The following is an 18,267-nucleotide window of genomic DNA, read 5'->3' on the forward strand; positions in this document are numbered from 1 at the left end:
AGCATGTTAAAACGCGCGCTTTATCTACCATTATTTGTCGCTACGACTGCGATGTTGTTAAGTGGCTGTTCGCCTGAGCCAGCAGGCAACGCCGGACCAGCTTCAACCAGCACGGCAGCGGCAATGAGCAGTAATAGCCGCAATGCCCTGGATTGGGCCGGCACCTATCAGGGAGTATTGCCTTGCGCCAGTTGTGAGGGTATTAAAACCACTATTACGCTGACGGCAGACGGCCAGTATCAACTGCAAAGTATTTATCTGGGTGAAGAGCCGGCTAATCAATTTGACGAAAGCGGCAGCTTTAGCTGGGATGACAGTGGTGGGAAAATCCGGCTCAACTCAGAAAGCAATGAAGCGCGTTGGTTTCGGGTTGAAGAAAATGCGTTACGGCAGCTGGATTTAGAGGCGGAACTGATTAGCGGTGAGCTGGCAGAGCATTACCGGCTGGCAAAAGTCAGTACAGACGTTGCGGCCAGTACAGCGCCGGATCCGGTAGTGGCAGCTTTGATTGATCGTGACTGGCAATTAATCGAATTAGCGGGGCAGGCCGTTGCTGCAGACAGTGGCGCCTTTATTCATTTTAGCGCCGATGGCAAAGTCTGGGGTAGTGCCGGCTGCAACCGCTTTAGCGGTAGCTGGCAACCGGCGGCTTACCGGCTGGCTTTAGGTCAGCTGGCCAGCACCATGATGGCGTGTAACGAAGAGAAAATGCAGCTGGAACAAGCGATGCTGGCTCAGCTCGCGCTGGCAGACAACTACAGTCTCGGCGATGGCCAACTCAGCCTGAATAAAGCACGAATGGCACCATTGGCACGCTTTAAACTTAAAGCTGACCCGGAATAAACCGGCGCTGCTTATTCCGGATAAAGCAAGTATGGCTGGCGCTGTTGCTTAAACCGCTGCAGCGCCCCTTGCCAGCTATCGCGGATTTGTTGCTCGCTGTCACCGCGCTCGATTTGTAACCTAAGCTTATCGGTGCCAGCCAGCTTATCCATAAAATCGGGTGCCGTGAATAACACCTTGGCATGGCTGGCAAACAGTTGCTGCCAGCGCATCAGATACGCCAACGTCAGGCCATCGGTCGCCACCTGGCGTAAGTCTTCACCATAGAGTTGCTTATCTTTTAGCGGTGGATTTAATGCTGCCCCCGGGGTACTTACCGGCATAAAGCTAAATTCATCCGTTGCAAACTGATCATAACCCAGCACCTGAAACGGGAAGGGCGTACCGCGCCCCACCGACATCGGCGTGGCTTCAAAAAAGCCCAGTGACGGATACAACTTTATGGCCTGGCTGTTAGGTAAATTCGGGCTGGGCGGAACGGGCAGCTCATAGGGCAGCTCGCGCTGGTAATTGGCATTGGGGATCACGGTCAGTTGCAGCTTATCGGCATTGGCAATCCAGGCTTCGCCTTTAATCATTTGTGCCAGCTCGCCCACTGTCATGCCATGCAGCAGCGGAATGGGGTGCATACCAACAAAAGACTGAAATTTTAACTCCAGTACCGGGCCATCCAGATAAGCACCATTTGGATTAGGCCGATCCAATACCAGCATCGCAACACCTGCGGCAGCGGCGGCCTCCATCATATAGTGCATCGAGCTGATATAGGTGTAATAGCGCACTCCGACATCCTGAATATCGAAGATCACCACATCCAATTGTTGCAGCAAACTCAGATCGGGCTTTTTACTGGCGCCATACATCGACCAGATCGGCAGACCGGTACGGGCATCCCGGCTATCTTCGACTTTAGCGCCGGCATCGGCATCGCCACGAAAGCCATGTTCCGGTGCAAAGATGCCAACCACCTGCACTTGTTGCTGCAACAGGAAATCGACCAGATGTTGCTCACCGACGCGCGAGGTCTGATTAACCAGTAAACCCACTTTCTTACCGGCTAGCAGCGGTAAATAACGTTCAGGTTGCTCCGCTCCGGTGAGGATCGGATCTCTGGCCGCCAGTAACGGCGCCATGATAAGCAGTAGTAGCGTCAGTAGCCATTTCATAACATTGCCTCCAATGCCAGACGGACAAAACCTCCCTGCGCCGCCAGTTGCGCCTGACATGTCGCTACCGGCTGTCCGCTTAACAGATGCAGAATGGCCAGTTTAGCGCTTTGCTGGCACTGCGCCAGCGCCTGTTCGGCCGTCTGTTGATCGCAGTCTGTGGCCTGCATCACAATCCGGATGGCGCGGGCCACCAATTTCTGGTTACTGGCATGCAAGTCGACCATCAAATTCTGATAGACCTTACCACTGCGTACCATGGCGCCGGTGCTCAGCATATTCAGAATCATTTTTTGCGCTGAGCCGGCTTTCATCCGGGTTGAGCCGGTGACCACTTCCGGTCCCACTTCGGCACAAATCGCAATATCGGCCTGCTCCAGAATCGGCGCGCTGGCATTACAGCTAATGGCCACAGTGACGGCACCTTGTTGCCGCGCGTACGCCAGACCACCTAACACATAAGGCGTGCGACCACTGGCGGCGATACCGACCAGAATATCTCTGGCACTAAAGCCGATGGCCTGTAAGTCCTGCTCCGCTAACTGTGGATTATCTTCAGCGCCTTCTACCGCTTTATAGATTGCATTGGCACCACCGGCAATCAGGCCCATGACCTGGGTATCCGGTACGCTGTAAGTCGGTGGACATTCCACCGCATCCAGGATCCCGAGCCGGCCACTGGTGCCGGCTCCCAGATAAATTAAACGCCCGCCGTTGGCGAAGGCTTTAACAATTTCATCAATCGCCAGCGCAATTTGGGGCAGAGCAGGCGTAATACTATTGGCAACTTGCTGATCAGCCTGATTAATTAATTGCACCAGCTCCAGGCTGTTTAGCCGGTCAAGCTGTAAACTGGCGGCGTTACGCGCTTCGGTACTCAGGCTGGCCAATTGTTGTAGTAATGCGGTAGTACTCATAGGGTCCTCAAATTTTTGTGCCGTTGGCCAGCGCTTGCGCTAACACCAGGCCGCCCGACAGCGCATCGCCCGCCGCCGGTTGAATACGTTGTTGTAGTTCAGCTGTCAGATAAGGGCGGCAGGCCTCAGCTAAGCCACCCAACAGTACCAGCGGTAACGGCTGCCCGGCGAGGCAACAAGCCGCCAGCTCGTTGATGGCGGTAGCCTGACGTTGTAACAGCTGTAAGGCGGTTGGATCAGCTGCATGTTGATAAACTAACGGCGCCAGCGCCGCAAAGTCGCTGGCCGTGGCCTGCTTCAGCCAGGGTAGAAGCGCAGCAGCATCGCGGCCACATTGTGTGGCAACGGCGACCAAGAGCGGGGTTAGCGGCTTTTGCCAATCCAGATACCATAGTAACTGCCGCACTAACTCGCGTCCCAGCCAGGCGCCACCGCCTTCATCACCAATATTAAAACCCCAGCCGCCGACTTGTTGCTCAGTTCCATCTGCCTGCAGCCGCATACCGACTGAGCCGGTACCAATAGCGACTACGGCAACGGGCTGGCCGTGATTGGCCCCATATAAAGAGGTACGCGCATCTGTTGTCAGCTGCCAGCGGGCAAAGGGTAATGCTAACTGTTGACTAAAAGCTTGGTGCAAAACCGGATTACCGGCGCCGGCCAGACCGATCACCGCGGTCAGTTGATGCGGAGCAATGACGGCTTGCTGGCAGAGGTCCTGAATCAAGGCGCGCACATTTAGCAGGGCCTGCTGCAAGTCGTTAGTTAACTGCGCCGGGCCGTTCACGGCTTGCCAGCGTTGACCTGTCGGCTGGTGATACAGCACCGCCGCCGTTTTGGTTCCGCCACCATCGATGGCCAGAAGGTATGACATAACGCTTCCTCTTACCCGCCATGGGCGGGGGTGCCTGGCACCGGCCTGGCCGGGGCACCACTAACACAGACTAAAAAGGCAATCAGACTACCCAGACAAAGCTGCCAGGTAAAGCCAAGATCCAGCGCCGCCAGCGTTGGGCTGATTTTTTGTAGTACATAAGGTTGCAGCAGCAAGGTGATGACAAAACCCGTGAGCAATGCCGCTGTCACGCTACGGCTGTTGCCGCGCCGGGTAAAGAGCGCGGTAAAGAACACACCCAGCAAGCCGCTATAGGAGAACACCATCACACTTAGAGCAAAGGCCAGCAGTGGCATATCGGAATACTGTTGCCAGTAGTAGCAGAGAATCGCCATCAGCGCTAATGCTATAGCGGTGCCTAACATCGCCAGTTGGCCGGCCCGCACAAAATGCCGCTCGCTGGTTGCCGGCTGCCGTTTGCGCCGCCAGGGGGCATAGAGATCCGCCACCAGCACCGACGCCATAGAATTCAGACCTGAGGTAATGGTTGATAACGCTGCCGCGATCACACCCACCACCACCAAGCCACGCAGGCCAGAGGGCAGTTCGTTTAATACATAGTACATAAAGACCGTGACCTTCTCGCCCTGAAAGCTATCGGCTAACAGCGCACTGCCCTGATACAAATCGCCGCGTTGGTAAAAGATGTAGAGCAAAAAGCCAATTACAATAAACACCAGCATTACCGGAATCACCAGTAATGCCGAAGATAGCAGTGCTTTGGCGCCTTCCCGTGGTGTTTTGCAGGTCAGCACCCGCTGCGTCATATCCTGATCCATACCAAAGGCGGCGATATTCAGCAGTACAAAGCCGGTTAGTGCCGACCAGATATTAAAGACGCCGTTACTGCTAAAATCGACCGAAAAGTCCAACAGCAATAATTTCGACCCGTCTTGATCAATCGGATGGCGTAATGCTTCCAGCAATACTGGCCACGGCAGGTTTAAACTACTGTACAGATACACCAGCACCACCAGTGCGGCAGTAACATAGACCGCACACTGCAGCGCATCGGTATAGATCACCGAGCGGATGCCGCCGGCCATGGTACTTAACAAACCAATCACGGCTAACAGTAGCACCGACAGAATGATGCCATCGGCGTTGATATGATTAAACAGCAACATTGAAACAGCGAGGGCTGCCATAAAGAGCCGGGCGCCACTGGCAAAAACCCGGCCAAACAGATACATCTGACCAGCATGGTTTTTGGCACTGGCGCTAAAGCGCTGCTCCAGCAGTTCGTAGACGGTGGTGACTTTCAGGGCGTAATAGCGCGGGATTAAAAACCGGATCACAAAAAACGCGGCCAGTATCGCGCCAAGATTAGAGGCCAGATAACTCAGATTGCCACGAAACCCCATATCGGGCCCGCCAAGAAAGGTGGCCGCAGACTGAGAGGTCGCCAGCACTGAGATCGCGACTAAGGCTGCCGGCATAGTATTAGCGCCAAGAAAGTAGTCGCTGCTGTTACTGGCGCGCTTTTGATTAACCCACCAGGCAAGCAGGGCCAGGATAAAAAAATAGCTGCAAAAGACCAGCCAATCTACTAAGGTGAGCTGCATAAGCCGGTTCCGAATCAGGTAAACTGCGCGGCATCAGATGCCGGCTGTTATTTTAAGCAGCAGTAAAGCATAACTCGAATTGGTTGAACAGACTAAACTATTCTTGTTTGCGAAATTTCTATGAATAATTTATGTTTGCCATGGCCACAAAATCAGCAAAAGGACCAGGGTGTGTCACAACGCAAGAGATCTGCCATCTGCGGATGGCTCGGGAGTGTAATCGTCATGTGTAGTATGGCAGCCTCTGGCTTGGTTACTGCCGCCGCCAGTAAAACAACGCCCTCATTACAGCAGGTGCTGGGACAGAAGTTAATGCTGGATCTGCGCTACTACTGTGAGCAGCCGGTAGCGCCAGGTGCCTGCCGCACCCCCTTAACGCAATTGCCACCGGCGCTGGCAGAGCTAATTAGCAAACATCATATTGGTGGGGTGATCCTGTTTGCAGAAAACCTGCAGCATCCAGAGCAGATCGTGACGCTGAATCAGCAGTTACAACAGGCTGCTGCTGCCCAGGGTACGGGCTTGCCACTATTTATTGGTATCGATCAGGAGGGTGGTCGGGTTGCCCGGCTACCGCGCCAGCAATCAACCTCCTTTAGCGGCAATATGGCGATTGGTGCCACCTTTGCTGAGCATGGTAACCGTTTCGCCACCGAAGTTGGCGAAATTATGGCAAAAGAGCTGCTGAGCCTGGGAATCAATGTTAATTTTGCCCCGACGGTCGACGTGAACGTGAATCCGCAAAATCCGGTGATTAATGTGCGATCCTTCGGTGAGGATCCGCAGCAGGTCGCCCTGCTGGGTAAGGCGATGACTGAGGCGATGCAGCAGCAGGGTATGCTGGTGTCGCTAAAACATTTCCCTGGCCATGGCGACACCCATGTAGATAGTCACCTTGGCATGCCGCGGGTTGATCACAGTAAAGAGCAGATCGCCCGTGTCGATTTATTGCCGTTTGCGCAAATTATTGAGCAGGCCGCGCCGGCGATGATTATGACGGCGCATATTCAGTTTCCGGCATTAGACAGTAGCACCTTTAGCAGCAAAACCGGTGAACAGATGATCAAGCCTGCGACCTTATCGCGCAGTATTCTGACCGGTGTACTGCGCGAGCAGCTGAAGTTCCGTGGCCTGATTGTTACTGATGCACTGGACATGGCGGGGATCAGCCATTTCTTTACTGTGCCGCAGGCGGTGATTGAAACCTTTGCCGCTGGCGCTGACATTGCGCTGATGCCGGTTAAGCTGCAAAGCCCGGCTGAGCTGGCAAATTTGGCGGCGTTGCTGAACGAGCTGGAAGCTGCAGTACAAAGCGGTAAATTACAACAGCAGGAACTGCTGGCATCCTACCAACGTATCGTTGCCGCCAAGCAGCGTTTAAAGGAACTGCCCAAAGCTGATACAACTCTGGCGCAAAGTGTGCTGGCGAATCCATTGCATCGCGCCAGTGAATTGGCGTTGGCACGCGCTGCGGTCACGGTAGTAAAAGGTGAGGCCAGCTTGCCGCTGACCTTAAACAATAAAACCACTGTGCTGCTGATGCCTGACCTGAGCAAAGGCACCTTGCTAAAAACCTACCTGCAGCAGCTGGCACCGGAGGCCGGCAAGATTGAACTGATTAGCCTGCAACGGCTGGACCTGGATCTTGCCAAGCGGCAAATTGCTGCGGCTGATCAGGTAATCGCTGGCTTTATCTCGCCAATGCAGTCGTTAGCGGAAATCGGTGGCATGGATGACTTATCCGGCATTCGCAATCTCGGTGAAGCCTATCAACAACAGCAGCAGTATTTTTTACAACTACTGCAATACGGTGCCGCGCTGAAAAAGCCGCAAACCTTCGTCAGCCTGCGCTCGCCTTATGAAATTAGCCTGTATGCCCCTTATGCCGAACGCACCCTGGCAACCTATGCCTATCACGGCTGGCAGGATGAAAAAGGTAACTGGGTTAGCCCGGTGTATCAGGCATTAGCCGAGGTGTTATTGGGGCATAGCAAAGCAACCGGCCGCTTGCCGGTGACGCTAGTGGCGCAACCGGAAAACTAAGATGCTATTGCGACACTGTCAGCAGATCTTAGCCAAACAACCGGCCAACCGCATGCTGGCGCTGGATGCGCTGCGCGGGCTGGCGATCCTGGCGATGATACTGGTGAATAATCCGGGCAGCTGGCAGTATGTCTACCCGCCGTTGTTACATGCCGAGTGGCATGGCTGGACGCCCACCGATCTGATTTTCCCGGCCTTTCTGGTAATGGTGGGGATGGCGATCCCCTATAGCCTGGCTGGCCGGCAAATGCTACCCAAAGCGGAGCTGCTCCGCCAGGGCGCCATCCGGGCACTAAAGCTGTATTTACTGGGGCTGTTTCTGGTGCTGTTTTACTATAATTTCCGCGATCCCAATTACAGCTATCTGCAACAAAAACTGCTGACAGTGCGCTGGTCCGGCGTATTACAACGCATTGGTATTGTCTATTTTTGTACTTTACTGATCGTGCTATACAGCGGGACCCGCGGCCGTGTGCTGTGGTTAAGCGGGTTATGCCTGTTATATTTTTTGCTGATGCAGTTCGTGCCCTACCGCGACAACTACGGCCATACCTTTGTTGGCTTGTGGGAGCATGGCAATAATCTGGCGGCCTGGCTCGATCACCATGTGCTGGGTCCAAACCATGTGTTCTTTCGTAGCGCCACCCCCTTTGCCTTTGACCCTGAAGGGATTTTAAGCACCCTGCCGGCCATTGCCAGCTGTTTGAGCGGGGTATTAATGGCGCAGCTGCTACAGAGTAAGGCGGAGCTGGCATTTAAGCTGCGGGTATTATTTTTAGCGGGTTTAGCGGCAATCTGGGTTGCTGAGCTGGCACATCCGGCCTTGCCAATTAATAAGATGCTGTGGACGCCAACCTTTGTGCTGCTAAGTAGTGGCTTCACTGCGCTAATCCTTGGGTTGTTTTTGTGGCTCACAGAAATGAAACGTTACCGGCTCTGGACGGCGCCGCTGTTGGTATTTGGCGTAAATGCCATTTTATTCTTTATGTTGGCCGGGGTGGCGGCGCGGGTGTTATCGATGGTGCCGGTTGCCGGCACCACGCTGGGTAACTGGCTTTACCGCAGTGCTTTTCAGCCACTGTTTGGTGACTACAACGGCTCGTTAGCCTACGCCATCTGCTTTTTGCTGTTGTCTTATATCGGTATGCTTTATTGCTATCGTCGCGGCTGGATTTTTAAGGTGTAGCAGCTAGCTGAATAAGGCCAGCCGGCTTAAGAACTGCTGGCCATGTTGCGACATCAGCCATAACAATAACAGGCAGTTTCCCAGTACCACTAACCAGAATTCCCGTTGAAACAAAGGTTTGCTGCGCTTATGCGCCAGTTTTTGCTGCGCCACCAGCGCGCCGGGCCAGCCGCCAATCAGGCTAAACATTTGCAGGCTTTCTTCCGGCAGGCGTTGGGTTTGCCGGGCAACAGCAGCATTTTTATCGGCCTGATACAACCAATAGGTAAAGAGGCTGGCTTCCAGATACAAGATAGGTAACAGGTAGGGCAGGGTTCCGAACAGCAGCGCAATAATCACCAGCATCAAAAAGGCGGCGCGAAAATACAGCGCCATATCCTGGGTATAATCCAAATCAACGCTGCTAAGCCGTGGTAAAGGAGGCTGCCGGGCCGCCGGGTTGGCGCTTAGGATGCTCAGCTCAGTGGCAATAGGCCGGCCCTGTTTATCGGTGCCAAGACTAAACTGCAGCTCATCGCCTTCGGCCGGGCGGCTTTTACTGTCGGTAAAATCCCGGATGTGAAAAAACAGCTTCTGCTCAGTTTGCTGACACAGCAAAAAGCCAAAGCCCTTTTTATCTTGCCAGAATACTACCTTACCCGTCAGCTGCATCTGCCATACTCCCGGTGCACCCAAGGTTTAAGTGTAGCAGAGCGCGGGCCCATCCTTAGCCTCTTTGCTGCAAGCGCATCGATAAATCGATGGCCTGGACATGTTTGGTCAGAGCGCCACTGGAGATAAAATCGACGCCGGTTGCTGCCAGTTCGCCTAGCCGCTCACTGGTAATATTGCCTGATACTTCCAGCTTGGCCCGACCCTGATTTAGCAGTACTGCCTGGCGGATTTCCGGCGTCGAGAAATTATCCAGCATAATAATATCGGCGCCGGCAGTCAGTGCCTGTTTCAGCTCGTCCAGGTTTTCCACTTCCACTTCGACCGGCTTGCCGGGGAAGTTTTGCCGCGCCTGTTGCACTGCCTGACTGATTGAGCCGGCCGCTGCGATATGATTTTCTTTAATTAAAAAAGCGTCAAACAGCCCAAAACGATGATTCAGGCCACCGCCACAGCTGACAGCATATTTCTGGGCAAAGCGTAAGCCGGGCAGGGTTTTACGGGTATCCAGCAGCCGGGTGTTGCTGCCTTCCAGGTAGCGCACATAATGGGCGGTGGTGGTAGCTGTGCCGCTTAATAGTTGCAGAAAATTCAGTGCGGTACGCTCGCCGGTAAGCAGTGCTCTTGCCGGTCCTTGCAAGGTACAGATCAGACTATTCGCGCTTAAGCGATCGCCATCAGTGGCGTGCCACTGAATACTGACCTGATTACCCAGCTGCAGAAAGACTTCATTAACAAAGCCGCTGCCGCACAGCACACAGTCTTCGCGAGTGATTATGGTTGCAACGGCTTGCTGGGTCGCAGGGATCAGCGAGGCGGTAATATCGCCAAGCTCGGCGTTTTGCTGGCCAAGATCTTCAGCCAGGGCGGCAGTAACAGCGCGGCGCAGTTCGTCGGCTAACAAAGGGTGCTGAAAATGGCTTACAGAGCTACTCATGGTGATGGTCACTATCCGGTTTAAAAAGGGTATACAACGCCAAAGCTGAATGCGCCTTGAACAAGGTGACTTGAGCAAGGCGACACGGCTACAAAGGTTGGATCAGGGTTAGTTGATTACCTTGCTGGCGAAATTCTAACTGTTTTAGGGCACTCATACCTAACAAAATCTCAGTGCCGCCTAAATTGGGCACTATGCTGGCCGGGACCTGATACAACACTATATCGCCAAGCTGTAACTCGGCAATTTCATTGCGCCAGGCGTTACTGATGCCATTGGCAGTGGCGACCCGAATTGGCTGGCCCTTTTGCATGCCGAGTAAGGCCGCACTGCGCTCTGAGACTGCGACTGTGGTTGCGCCGGTATCCAGTAAAAACTCGGCGCGCTGACCATTAATCAGCGCTACGCCGAGATAATGGCCGGCACGATTACGGGTTAGCTGGGTAATAATTTCGCCATTACCGCGGCTACTTTGCAGTTGCTGATTCGGGTTTTGTTGCTTGCCCAGATAATCCTGGAAGAACCAGAACAGCACAACCAGCAGCACTGTCCAGGCCAGGATATGAAAGATCCGACCAAAGGAAGAACTGACTTCAGGTGCTTGCATAAAAGATCCCCAGCATCGACAATAGGCTTACAGTGTACTAAGACCAGAGCGCTACGGCAAAATTCCCGATGATTGCAGCCAAGCCACCGCTGATCCTTCGCCCCAGCGCGCATTTTGATGAGCGCCCTGACCCCACCGATATCAGTTTACTGGTGATCCACAATATCAGTTTACCCGCTGGTGAATTTGCTGCCCGCCCGGAGCAGAGTTATGTCGATGCGCTCTTTTGCGGCCAGCTGGATTGCAGCGCGCATCCGAGTTTTAGTGACTTAGCCAACCTCAGAGTCGCGGCGCATTGTGTGATCTGGCGCGATGGTCAAATCTTCCAGTATGTGCCGTTTGAAAAACGCGCCTGGCATGCCGGTGTCAGCCAGTTTGCTGGTCGCGAACGCTGTAATGACTTTTCGATCGGTATTGAGTTAGAGGGCACCGACAATATACCCTATACTGAACAACAATATAGCAGCTTGCTTCAGCTAAGCCGTTATTTGTTGGCGCAGTACCCTGCCATCACCGCGGAGCGGATTGTTGGCCATTGCGATATCGCGCCCGGTCGCAAAACGGACCCCGGCCCGGCTTTTGATTGGGCCCGCTATAAAACGGCGCTAAAGGAGAACAAGGCATGACCCTGATAAGTATGTTACTGGCATTAATTATTGAGCGGCTGGCAGTGCGTAGCGACGCCTGGCAAGCCCGCCCTTATTGCCAGGCGTATCTGAAACTGACCGCAGGTTCCGGCCTGACTAAACTGGCTGAGCATCAGCTTGGCCGTTATCTTTGGATCCTGTTACCCGGCTTACTGGTCGCATTACTGCTGCACCTGCTGGATAACCGTTTACTGACACTGGTGGTGAATACGCTAGTGTTACTGGTGGGGATTGGTTGCTGGCATTACCGGCAGCTGTATAAGCAGTATTTAAATGCGCAGGAACGCGGTGATGAAGAAGCCGCTTATCTGGCGATGCAGCAGATCCGCCACGATAGCCGCAGCGATATCGATAGCAGTAACGGTTTAACCCTGGTGTGGTTGAATTTCCGCTATTACGCTGCCGTGGTGTTCTGGTTCCTGGTGTTAGGCGCTTTTGGTGTGATTACCTATGCCTTATTACGGCATCTGAATGAGCAGACCCAAACCGAAGGTGCAGAACCGGTCGCTGCCAGCAGTGATACTTTTGCCGCCACTGATGATGCGCTGGCAGAGACTGAAACCGGTGCCGCCAGCACAGCAGATGCGGTGACGGTTGATGAGCCTGTTGTCTTTGCCGAAACCGCCGCCGATACACCTGACAGCAGCGCAGCAGTTGCGAAAAAAGATGCCTTAAGTTGTATGCTGCACTGGGCCGATTGGTTCCCGGCACGGTTATTTGGTTTGGGTTTTGCGCTGGTGGGGCATTTCTCGCGCGCCTCGAATGCCTTGCTTGGCTATTTCCTGGATTTTACTGCCAGCAACGAACAGGTGGTAAAGGATGTGGCGCGTGCCGCTGAACCTTTACCGGAAGAAGCACTGAATGGTATTGAAGATACCAGCAGCATGGTGCAGTTATCTAAACGTAATATGCTGTTCTTCCTGGCCTTTACCGCGATTTTAACGTTAACCGGTTGGTTGGGTTAGAACAGGCCGCGGGAATTTTCTCATACTAAGGCGCCGTTTGGCGCCTTTTTTATTGCCGCTGACGTAAAGCAGTATCTTGGTTAGCCTCAGTTGGCGCAGCAATATTTTACATAATTGGTCAGACCAATTTATTTCAGTATTGAAACATTTGTCAATTATTGAGTAATTACTCTAACGAAATCGGGCTTGCCAGCCCCGAAAAATTCTGCTTTATTTACAAGCTGTGCAGAAAATGCTAGCCTGCTGCCCAAATGTTGAAAATTGGTAAGACCAATTTACCGGGCGCGAAATTGCAGCTAGCCTGGCGAGCAAATAAAGGATCTCTGCCACCCATTATGGCTGATTTAAAAATTAAGCCTGCCAAATTATCCGATCAGATAGTGGCGCAGCTGGAACATTTACTACTGGAGGGCAGCTTTAAGCCCGGCCAGAAGCTACCTTCAGAGCGCGAGCTGGCTGAGCGCTTTGCGGTATCGCGTCCATCGCTGCGTGAAGCTATCCAAAAGCTGGAAGCCAAGGGCCTGGTCAACCGGCGCCAGGGCGGTGGTACTTACGTCTGCGACAATATGGTCAAACAGCTGACTGATCCGCTGTTTATGTTGCTGGCACAATATCCGGACTCGCAGTTCGACTTTCTGGAATTTCGCCACGCGCTGGAAGGTATTTGCGCCTATTACGCGGCGCTACGTGGCACTGAAGCCGATCATAAAAAGATTAAAGCCTCGTATGAGGATATCTGCCTGCAGCAGCAGTTGCAGGACAGTGATGCCGAAGCCAAAGCCGTGACCCAGTTTTATCTGGCGGTGGCGGAAGCGTCACACAATATCGTGTTGTTACATCTGGTCAGAAGCCTGACGCCGCTGACCGAACAGAATATCCGCTTAAACTTAGCCGCCTTGCAACAGCGTGACGGCTACGCCGACAAATTAAATGAGCATCGGCGCCGGTTAATGCAGGCGGTAATTAGCAGGGAGCCCGAACTGGCCCGTCAGGCCAGTAACGGGCATTTAGCTTATATAGAAGAAGCTTTGCTGGAAGTGAGCAAAGAGCGCTCCCGTATTGAGCGCTCGTTGCGACGGTCGCAGCAGGCATAATTATTTTTGCAGCACGCCTCGGCGTGATTAACCAAAGGAAACCTCGATATGTCTGAAGTCAGTAAGGTTGACATCGACGCTCTGGAAACCAAAGAGTGGCTGGAAGCGTTGGAGTCGGTGGTGCGTACCGAAGGGGTAGAGCGGGCGCAGTTTTTGCTGGAGCAGGTACTGGAGCAGGCCCGGCTGGAAGGCGTCGATATGCCGACCGGTGTCACCACCAACTACATCAATACCATTCCACCGCAACAAGAGCCGGCCTATCCGGGCGATGTGAACCTGGAGCGGCGTATTCGCTCGGTGATCCGCTGGAACGCCATTATGATCGTGCTGCGTGGCTCGAAAAAAGATCTGGAACTGGGTGGCCATATGGCGTCGTTCCAGTCTTCAGCCGCCTTCTATGAAACCTGCTTTAACCACTTCTTCCGCGCGCCGAACGAAAAAGACGGCGGCGACTTGGTGTACTATCAGGGCCATATTTCACCGGGTATCTATGCCCGTGCCTTTGTTGAAGGCCGTTTAACCGCAGAGCAGCTGGATAACTTCCGTCAGGAAGTGGATGGCAAGGGCCTGTCGAGCTACCCGCACCCGAAACTGATGCCGGAATTCTGGCAATTTCCGACCGTATCGATGGGTTTAGGCCCAATTACCGCCATTTATCAGGCGCGTTTCTTAAAGTACTTAAATGGCCGTGGTTTAAAAGACACCAGCGCGCAGCGCGTTTATGCCTTCCTCGGTGACGGTGAGATGGACGAGCCGGAATCACGCGGCGCCATTTCGTTTGCTGCCCGTGAAAAACTGGGCAACCTGTGCTTCCTGGTCAACTGTAACCTGCAGCGCCTGGATGGTCCGGTAATGGGTAACGGTAAGATTATCCAGGAGCTGGAAGGGTTATTCCGCGGCGCCGGCTGGAACGTGATCAAAGTGGTGTGGGGCCGTGGTTGGGACAAGCTGCTGGCCAAGGATACCACCGGTAAGTTGCTGCAGCTGATGAATGAAACAGTAGACGGTGACTACCAAACTTACAAAGCCAAAGATGGCGCCTATGTACGCGAGCATTTCTTTGGCCGTTACCCGGAAACGGCGGCACTGGTTGCCGACATGACTGACGAAGAGATCTTCGCCTTAAAACGCGGCGGTCATGAACCATCGAAGCTGTATGCGGCCTTTAAAGCAGCCCAGGCCTGTACCGATAAGCCAACGGTTATTCTGGCGAAAACCGTTAAAGGTTACGGCATGGGTGACGCCGCCGAAGGTAAAAACATTGCGCACCAGGTCAAGAAGATGGACCTGACGCATGTTAAACAACTGCGTACCCGCCTGGGTTTAGAAGACTATATCAGCGAAGAGCAGGTTGCCGATTTACCTTATATCAAGCTGCCGGAAGGCTCGCCGGAATTGCAATACCTGCACGATCGCCGTAAAGCCTTACATGGCTATACGCCGGTGCGGTTACCGAAGTTCAGCGAAACTCTGACACTGCCAGAGCTGTCGGCCTTTGATTCGCTGCTGGAAGAGCAAAAGCGCGAAATCTCCACTACGCTGGCTTATGTGCGGGCGCTGAATATCCTGCTGAAAGATCAGCATATTGGTCAGCGCATCGTGCCAATTATTGCCGACGAAGCCCGTACCTTTGGTATGGAAGGCTTATTCCGTCAGATTGGTATCTATAACCCGCACGGTCAGAACTATACGCCGGAAGACCGCTCAGTAGTGTCTTACTACAAAGAAGATACCGCGGGTCAGGTACTGCAAGAGGGTATTAACGAACTGGGTGCCATGTCGTCGTGGGTAGCGGCGGCAACGTCTTACAGCACCAATGATCTGCCGATGATCCCGTTCTATATCTACTATTCGATGTTCGGCTTCCAGCGCGTTGGCGATATGGCCTGGCTGGCCGGTGATCAGCAGGCGCGTGGTTTCCTGTTAGGTGCCACTGCCGGTCGTACTACGTTAAACGGTGAAGGCTTACAGCACGAAGATGGTCACAGCCATATTCTGGCCGGCACAGTACCGAACTGTATTTCTTATGATCCGACCTATGCCTACGAGCTGGCGGTTATTCTGCAAGACGGCATCCGTCGCATGTATGGTCCGGAGCAGGAGAATATCTATTACTACATTACCGTAATGAACGAAAGCTACCATCATCCGGCGATGCCAAAAGGCGCCGAAGAGGGTATCCGCAAGGGTATCTATAAGCTGGAGTCGTACAACGGTGGTCGCGGTAAGGTGCAATTACTGGGCTCAGGTACCATCCTGAACGAAGTGCGTAAAGCGGCCGACATTCTGAGTAAAGACTACGATGTCGCTTCAGATGTGTACTCTGTGACTTCCTTTAACGAGCTGGCGCGGGATGGTCAGGATTGCGAGCGTTTCAATATGCTGCATCCGGAAGCGGCCGAGAAGGTGCCATTTGTGGCGCAGGTGCTGAACAAGGCGCCGGCGATTGCCGCCACCGACTATATGAAAAACTACGCCGAACAGATCCGTGCCTTTATCCCGGCCAATAGCTACAAGGTACTGGGTACCGACGGTTACGGTCGCTCGGATAGCCGCGAAAACCTGCGTCGCCATTTTGAAGTTAACGCCGGCTATATCGTGGTAGCAGCGCTAAACGAACTGGCGAAGCAAGGCGAGCTGAAAAAAGCGGTAGTGGCCGAAGCGATCAAGAAATTTGGCATTGACGCCGACAAAACCAACCCGCTGTACGCATAAGAGGATTTGTCATGACGATTGAAATTAAAGTACCAGATATTGGTACCGATGAAGTAGAAGTGACCGAGATCCTGGTAAAGGTGGGTGACGTTGTTGCTGCCGACCAGTCGCTGTTAAGCGTAGAAGGTGACAAGGCTTCAATGGAAGTACCTGCTGCCGTGGCCGGCACGGTACAGGAAATTAAGGTTAAGGTAGGCGATAAAGTTAAAACCGGTAGCCTGATTATGGTGTTTGCCGGTGCCGGTGCCGGCGCCGAAGCCAAAACCGAAGCCAAGGCTGCGCCAGCGCCAGCCGAAACGCCAGCCGCCCCGGCACCCGCAGCAGCGGCCAGCGCCGAGGTAACAAGCGCAGAAGTAAAAGAAGTGCAGGTGCCGGATATCGGTGGCGATGAAGTCGAAGTCACCGAGATTATGGTGAAGGTTGGCGATAGCGTCACAGCCGATCAGTCACTGCTCAGCGTCGAAGGTGACAAGGCCTCGATGGAAGTGCCAGCGCCGTTCGCCGGTGTGGTAAAAGAAATCAAAGTACAGGCCGGCAGTAAGGTGAAAACCGGCAGCCTGATTATGCTGTTTGAAGTTGCCGGCAGCGGCAAAGCGCCGGCCGCTGCGGCTCCAGCCAGTGCTCCGGCTGCGGCTGCGCCGGCTGCTGCCAGCACAGAGCAAAAAGACGTTAAGGTACCGGATATCGGTGGCGATGAAGTCGAAGTGACTGAGATTATGGTCAAGGTTGGCGATACCGTTGCGGCCGATCAGTCACTGCTTAGCGTTGAAGGTGACAAGGCCTCGATGGAAGTGCCAGCGCCGTTCGCCGGTGTGGTAAAAGAAATTAAGGTACAAACCGGTAGCAAGGTGAAAACCGGCAGCCTGATTATGGTGTTCGAAGTGGCTGGTGCTGCCAAAGCGGCCGCGCCTGCCGCTGCCAGTAGAGCTGCTACCACTGCAGCTGCTACCACTGCTACCGCGCCAACGGCTAGCGCCAGCCCAGCGGCTGCGCCAGCAACAACGGCAGCGGCTGACGGCTTTGTGGCTAATAGTGCCTATGCCCATGCTTCGCCAGTGATCCGCCGCTTAGCGCGCGAGTTTGGCATTAACCTGGCCAAGGTAACAGGCACTGGCCGTAAAGGCCGCGTCGTGAAAGAAGACGTGCAGAACTACGTGAAGCAGTTAGTGAAGCAGGTAGAAAGCGGTGCTGCACCGGCTGCTGCGGCAACCTCTGCCGGCGGTAACAATATGGGCTTTGACTTACTGGCCTGGCCAAAAGTCGATTTTGCCAAGTTTGGTGCCGTAGAAGAGAAACCGCTGTCGCGGATCCAGAAAATCTCTGGTGCTAACCTGCATCGCAACTGGGTACGCATTCCGCATGTAACCCAGTTTGACGAAGCCGATATCACTGGCCTGGAAGAATTCCGCAAAGAGCAGAATGCGCTGGCGGATAAGAAAAAGATGGGCGTTAAATACACCCCGCTGGTCTTTATTATGAAAGCGGTGGCCAAGGCGCTGGAAGAGTTCCCAACTTTTAACAGCTCTTTATCAGAAGATGGCGCCAGCCTGATCCTGAAAAAGTATGTGCATTTAGGCATCGCTGTTGATACGCCAAATGGCCTGGTGGTGCCGGTGGTACGGGATGTTAACAAAAAAGGCATTATCGAATTATCCCGCGAGCTGCAGGACATTTCGGTGAAGGCGCGCGAAGGTAAACTGACGGCCAGCGATATGCAGGGCGGCTGTTTTACTATCTCCAGCCTGGGTGGCATTGGCGGTACCGCCTTTACCCCTATCGTTAACGCGCCGGAAGTGGCCATTTTGGGTGTCTCGAAATCCGACATCAAACCAAAATGGAATGGCAAAGAGTTTGAGCCTAAGCTGATGCTGCCATTATCGGTATCCTACGACCATAGGGTAATTGACGGTGCCCTGGCGGCGCGCTTTACTGCCACCTTAGCCAGTTATCTGGCCGATATCCGGCAAATTATTATGTAAAAAAGCCATTACGCCACGAAAAGTGGCGTAATTTTCACTCAGCCATGCAATCTATGG

15 protein-coding genes are annotated in these 18,267 nt (G+C 53.7%); 8 read left to right on the forward strand and 7 right to left on the reverse strand.

Going from position 1 to position 18,267, the window contains the following annotated elements; all coding sequences use genetic code 11:
* Positions 1-3: 3 nt before the first annotated feature.
* On the forward strand, positions 4-843 hold the full coding sequence (locus AGRI_RS13110; RefSeq protein ID WP_008985387.1) for an META domain-containing protein: 840 nt from the start codon (positions 4-6) through the stop codon (positions 841-843).
* Positions 844-854: 11 nt separating this feature from the next.
* On the opposite strand, the gene AGRI_RS13115 is transcribed toward AGRI_RS13110, so the two are convergent.
* From AGRI_RS13115 to AGRI_RS13130, 4 genes are read right to left on the reverse strand one after another with little or no spacing between them, the layout of a single operon-like run.
* Positions 855-2,009, reverse strand: coding sequence for an exo-beta-N-acetylmuramidase NamZ family protein (locus AGRI_RS13115; RefSeq protein ID WP_008985388.1), 1,155 nt, complete (start codon positions 2,007-2,009; stop codon positions 855-857).
* Complete coding sequence (murQ, locus tag AGRI_RS13120) at positions 2,006-2,926, reverse strand: N-acetylmuramic acid 6-phosphate etherase (protein WP_008985389.1); 921 nt, start codon at positions 2,924-2,926, stop codon at positions 2,006-2,008. Before murQ ends, AGRI_RS13115 begins: the two co-directional genes overlap by 4 nt.
* A gap of 7 nt (positions 2,927-2,933) precedes the next feature.
* Positions 2,934-3,800, reverse strand: coding sequence for a glucosamine kinase nucleotide-binding domain-containing protein (locus tag AGRI_RS13125; RefSeq protein WP_008985390.1), 867 nt, complete (start codon positions 3,798-3,800; stop codon positions 2,934-2,936).
* An 11-nt stretch (positions 3,801-3,811) separates the two neighbouring features.
* On the reverse strand, positions 3,812-5,386 hold the full coding sequence (locus AGRI_RS13130) for a sodium:solute symporter (protein WP_008985391.1): 1,575 nt from the start codon (positions 5,384-5,386) through the stop codon (positions 3,812-3,814).
* Positions 5,387-5,611: 225 nt separating this feature from the next.
* Between AGRI_RS13130 and nagZ the strand changes: the two genes are divergently transcribed.
* Together nagZ and AGRI_RS13140 are read left to right on the forward strand one after the other, a co-directional pair.
* Entirely contained in the window at positions 5,612-7,429 is a 1,818-nt protein-coding gene (gene nagZ / locus AGRI_RS13135; protein WP_008985392.1) for a beta-N-acetylhexosaminidase, read from the forward strand.
* A 1-nt stretch (position 7,430) separates the two neighbouring features.
* Complete coding sequence (locus AGRI_RS13140; RefSeq protein ID WP_008985393.1) at positions 7,431-8,615, forward strand: acyltransferase family protein; 1,185 nt, start codon at positions 7,431-7,433, stop codon at positions 8,613-8,615.
* 3 nt (positions 8,616-8,618) lie between these two features.
* On the opposite strand, the gene AGRI_RS13145 is transcribed toward AGRI_RS13140, so the two are convergent.
* The 3 genes from AGRI_RS13145 to AGRI_RS13155 all read right to left on the reverse strand — a co-directional run bounded on the left by AGRI_RS13145 (position 8,619) and on the right by AGRI_RS13155 (position 10,810).
* Entirely contained in the window at positions 8,619-9,266 is a 648-nt protein-coding gene (locus tag AGRI_RS13145; RefSeq protein WP_008985394.1) for a DUF1294 domain-containing protein, read from the reverse strand.
* 55 nt (positions 9,267-9,321) lie between these two features.
* Positions 9,322-10,203 (reverse strand): carboxylating nicotinate-nucleotide diphosphorylase, encoded by an 882-nt coding sequence (gene nadC, locus AGRI_RS13150; RefSeq protein ID WP_008985395.1) that lies wholly within the window; start codon positions 10,201-10,203, stop codon positions 9,322-9,324.
* Positions 10,204-10,291: 88 nt separating this feature from the next.
* Positions 10,292-10,810: a retropepsin-like aspartic protease family protein gene (locus tag AGRI_RS13155; RefSeq protein WP_008985396.1), complete on the reverse strand. Its 519-nt coding sequence runs from the start codon at positions 10,808-10,810 to the stop codon at positions 10,292-10,294.
* 68 nt (positions 10,811-10,878) lie between these two features.
* Here AGRI_RS13155 and ampD point away from each other — a divergent pair, with 68 nt between their 5' ends.
* The 5 genes from ampD (at position 10,879) to aceF (ending at position 18,210) form a co-directional block, all read left to right on the forward strand.
* On the forward strand, positions 10,879-11,436 hold the full coding sequence (gene ampD / locus AGRI_RS13160) for a 1,6-anhydro-N-acetylmuramyl-L-alanine amidase AmpD (RefSeq protein ID WP_008950961.1): 558 nt from the start codon (positions 10,879-10,881) through the stop codon (positions 11,434-11,436).
* A complete protein-coding gene (ampE, locus tag AGRI_RS13165; RefSeq protein WP_008985397.1) occupies positions 11,433-12,422 on the forward strand; it encodes a regulatory signaling modulator protein AmpE in 990 nt (329 codons plus the stop codon). Before ampD ends, ampE begins: the two co-directional genes overlap by 4 nt.
* A gap of 335 nt (positions 12,423-12,757) precedes the next feature.
* Entirely contained in the window at positions 12,758-13,516 is a 759-nt protein-coding gene (pdhR, locus tag AGRI_RS13170; protein ID WP_008609336.1) for a pyruvate dehydrogenase complex transcriptional repressor PdhR, read from the forward strand.
* Between the two features lie 48 nt (positions 13,517-13,564).
* Entirely contained in the window at positions 13,565-16,231 is a 2,667-nt protein-coding gene (gene aceE, locus AGRI_RS13175) for a pyruvate dehydrogenase (acetyl-transferring), homodimeric type (RefSeq protein ID WP_008985399.1), read from the forward strand.
* An 11-nt stretch (positions 16,232-16,242) separates the two neighbouring features.
* The gene (gene aceF / locus AGRI_RS13180) at positions 16,243-18,210 is read left to right on the forward strand and encodes a pyruvate dehydrogenase complex dihydrolipoyllysine-residue acetyltransferase (RefSeq protein ID WP_008985400.1); all 1,968 of its coding nucleotides are present in this window, start codon (positions 16,243-16,245) and stop codon (positions 18,208-18,210) included.
* Positions 18,211-18,267: the final 57 nt, after the last annotated feature.

The sequence above is a fragment of the Alishewanella agri BL06 genome (assembly GCF_000272005.1).
Classification (GTDB): Bacteria; Pseudomonadota; Gammaproteobacteria; order Enterobacterales; family Alteromonadaceae; genus Alishewanella; species Alishewanella agri.

Excerpts from the sequence above, each read along its gene's own strand:
- AGRI_RS13110 (WP_008985387.1), top strand. The coding sequence starts at position 4 with ATGTTAAAACGCGCGCTTTATCTACCATTATTTGTCGCTACGACTGCG.
- AGRI_RS13115 (WP_008985388.1), bottom strand. The coding sequence starts at position 2,009 with ATGAAATGGCTACTGACGCTACTACTGCTTATCATGGCGCCGTTACTG.
- murQ (WP_008985389.1), bottom strand. The coding sequence starts at position 2,926 with ATGAGTACTACCGCATTACTACAACAATTGGCCAGCCTGAGTACCGAA.
- AGRI_RS13125 (WP_008985390.1), bottom strand. The coding sequence starts at position 3,800 with ATGTCATACCTTCTGGCCATCGATGGTGGCGGAACCAAAACGGCGGCG.
- AGRI_RS13130 (WP_008985391.1), bottom strand. The coding sequence starts at position 5,386 with ATGCAGCTCACCTTAGTAGATTGGCTGGTCTTTTGCAGCTATTTTTTT.
- nagZ (WP_008985392.1), top strand. The coding sequence starts at position 5,612 with ATGTGTAGTATGGCAGCCTCTGGCTTGGTTACTGCCGCCGCCAGTAAA.
- AGRI_RS13140 (WP_008985393.1), top strand. The coding sequence starts at position 7,431 with ATGCTATTGCGACACTGTCAGCAGATCTTAGCCAAACAACCGGCCAAC.
- AGRI_RS13145 (WP_008985394.1), bottom strand. The coding sequence starts at position 9,266 with ATGCAGCTGACGGGTAAGGTAGTATTCTGGCAAGATAAAAAGGGCTTT.
- nadC (WP_008985395.1), bottom strand. The coding sequence starts at position 10,203 with ATGAGTAGCTCTGTAAGCCATTTTCAGCACCCTTTGTTAGCCGACGAA.
- AGRI_RS13155 (WP_008985396.1), bottom strand. The coding sequence starts at position 10,810 with ATGCAAGCACCTGAAGTCAGTTCTTCCTTTGGTCGGATCTTTCATATC.
- ampD (WP_008950961.1), top strand. The coding sequence starts at position 10,879 with ATGATTGCAGCCAAGCCACCGCTGATCCTTCGCCCCAGCGCGCATTTT.
- ampE (WP_008985397.1), top strand. The coding sequence starts at position 11,433 with ATGACCCTGATAAGTATGTTACTGGCATTAATTATTGAGCGGCTGGCA.
- pdhR (WP_008609336.1), top strand. The coding sequence starts at position 12,758 with ATGGCTGATTTAAAAATTAAGCCTGCCAAATTATCCGATCAGATAGTG.
- aceE (WP_008985399.1), top strand. The coding sequence starts at position 13,565 with ATGTCTGAAGTCAGTAAGGTTGACATCGACGCTCTGGAAACCAAAGAG.
- aceF (WP_008985400.1), top strand. The coding sequence starts at position 16,243 with ATGACGATTGAAATTAAAGTACCAGATATTGGTACCGATGAAGTAGAA.